The organism is Chryseobacterium sp. SC28 (assembly GCF_003932955.1).
In the GTDB taxonomy this organism is placed as follows: Bacteria; Bacteroidota; Bacteroidia; order Flavobacteriales; family Weeksellaceae; genus Epilithonimonas.
In genome coordinates, this window is record NZ_QOVY01000041.1 from 1 (window position 1) to 2,394 (window position 2,394).

3 protein-coding genes are annotated in these 2,394 nt (G+C 33.1%); all 3 read left to right on the forward strand.

Going from position 1 to position 2,394, the window contains the following annotated elements; all coding sequences use genetic code 11:
• The first annotated feature begins 321 nt into the window (after nucleotides 1-321).
• The 3 genes from DTW91_RS12545 (at nucleotide 322) to DTW91_RS12555 (ending at nucleotide 2,264) form a co-directional block, all read left to right on the forward strand.
• Complete coding sequence (locus tag DTW91_RS12545; protein WP_125203699.1) at nucleotides 322-534, forward strand: helix-turn-helix domain-containing protein; 213 nt, start codon at nucleotides 322-324, stop codon at nucleotides 532-534.
• A gap of 193 nt (nucleotides 535-727) precedes the next feature.
• Entirely contained in the window at nucleotides 728-1,009 is a 282-nt protein-coding gene (locus DTW91_RS12550) for a helix-turn-helix domain-containing protein (RefSeq protein ID WP_125203700.1), read from the forward strand.
• A gap of 1 nt (nucleotide 1,010) precedes the next feature.
• Nucleotides 1,011-2,264 (forward strand): type II toxin-antitoxin system HipA family toxin, encoded by a 1,254-nt coding sequence (locus DTW91_RS12555; RefSeq protein ID WP_125203701.1) that lies wholly within the window; start codon nucleotides 1,011-1,013, stop codon nucleotides 2,262-2,264.
• Nucleotides 2,265-2,394 lie beyond the last annotated feature (130 nt).

The following is a 2,394-nucleotide window of genomic DNA, read 5'->3' on the forward strand; positions in this document are numbered from 1 at the left end:
CTACTGAAACAGAAAATTATTTTCTTATTTTATAAGATACAAATTATGCTGTTTTCTAATCCTGTTTTTAAAAATAAATTAAATAGTGGGTTTTGTTAAGGAACGACTAAATACAGTTCATAACTATTGATAAAAGTTTGCAAGGAAAAAGCAAAGAAGTTATTATAACTATTGAAACAATGATTTAAGTGAGCTATTATAGTGTTAATTTAGAGTAGAACTATATTTAATTACGTATACTTTTTCCATTATAATTTAATTTATATGCATTTACATATAATTTTGTACATTTGTATAAAATGGTTGCAAAAGCATATAATAATGTATACGAATCTTGCCAATTTCATTAAGACAAAACGAAAGGAGGCCAACCTCACTCAGCAAGAATTTGCGGAAAGAGCAGGTGTTGCACTTACGGTAGTTCGGAAAATTGAACAAGGAAAAGAGAATTTGAGTCTATCAAAAGTAAACCAAGTGCTTCTGATGTTCGGAAGTAAACTCGTTCCTGTCAATCTAAAAGAAATTGAGAAATGAGACAGGGAAAAATTTTTTATCAAAACAATTTCGCAGGAATCGATGTTGGTAATTTTACTCGTGAATATATTCTGAAATTCTCCAATCAGTCCACTTTTTTAGTAAGGGCATCAATGATTGATGTTAAATTACTTTAAATGTCCGCTATTTCAATCACTTTTATTATATTTGTGTGAAATAACAATCATTTAAAATGAAAAAGCAAATTATCTTACCCAAACATATTGCGGTTTTAGAGCAAATGGGCGAGAATATAAAATTAGCTCGAAAGCGTAGAAAGCTTACGGCAATACAGGTTGCCGAGCGTGCAGGCATTGCTCGTTCTACCTTATATTTAGTAGAAAAAGGCGATAGTAGCGTGGCAATGGGTGCATATTTTAATGTATTGCGTGTATTGGGATTGCAAAACGATTTCTTGAAGTTGGCAGCTGATGATGAAATGGGCAGAAAACTACAAGATTTAGATCTGTTATAAAATGGCAACAAATAAAACCGACATCTATGTTTATGCACACTGGCTTGGATTAGCCGAACCAGTGTTGTTGGGTATTTTGTCTGCACATCAAGCCAAAGGACGAAAGGCTTTTAGTTTTGAATACGACAAAAATTGGTTGAAATCCAATGCTCAAAGACTGATTGATCCTGATATTCAATTTTATTCCGGGCAACAATTTCCAAATAATAAAGAGAATTTCGGAATTTTCTTAGACAGTATGCCCGATACTTGGGGACGAACATTAATGAAACGTCGTGAAATTCAGTTAGCCAAATCGAAAGGCGAAAATCCTAAAACACTGTATGATATTGATTATCTATTGGGCGTTTTTGATGAAACAAGAATGGGTACTTTTCGATTTAAATTGGATCCTCACGGTGATTTTTTAGATAATGATTCCGAAAAATCTACACCGCCTTGGTCAACGGTTCGGGAATTGCAACAAGCTGTTGTTCATTATGAAAACGATACGGATAACGAAGCCATAAATAAATGGTTGAAAGTACTTATTGCACCAGGATCTTCCTTAGGCGGTGCAAGACCCAAAGCCAATGTTTTAGACGAAAAAAATCAACTTTGGATTGCGAAATTTCCTTCCAAAAATGATACAATTGATAAAGCCGCTTGGGAATATTTATCCTACCAATTAGCAATAAAAGCAGGAATCGAAATGGCGGAATGTAAAATGGAGAAAGTAAGTGGAACTTATCACACCTTTTTTACCAAGCGTTTTGATCGGGTCAATCAGGAAAGAATTCATTTTTCGTCGGCAATGACGATGACTGGAAACAATGAAGACACGATTAAAAATCAACCTGCAAGTTATTTAGATATAGTGGAATTTATTCAGAATTATGGTTGTAAGGTTAATGAAAATCTGCATCAATTGTGGAGAAGAATTGTTTTTAATATTGCTGTTTCCAATACGGACGACCATCTTCGCAATCATGGATTTATTTTGACTGACGAAGGTTGGGTGTTATCTCCGGCTTATGATTTAAATCCTTCCATTGATAAAGATGGTTTGGCTTTAAATATTGATATGGATAATAATGCTTTAGATTTTGAATTAGCTAAAAGCGTAGGCGATTTTTTTCGATTAGATCATTCTGAAATGGACAACATACTGAACGAAGTTTTTACTTCTGTAAAACAATGGAAAGAAATCGCTCATAAAATTGGAATTTCACGATCAGAACAAGAATTAATGCAAGCTGCTTTCAGATTAAATTAGATAGATTGAACAGATTTGTGTTGCTACTCAAAACTTAATCGTATAAAAAAAACGCCATTTCTGTATCGTATTTGTACCATTAATACATAAATAACTGATAATCATATATCGTTATTTTCGAAGAAGTAAA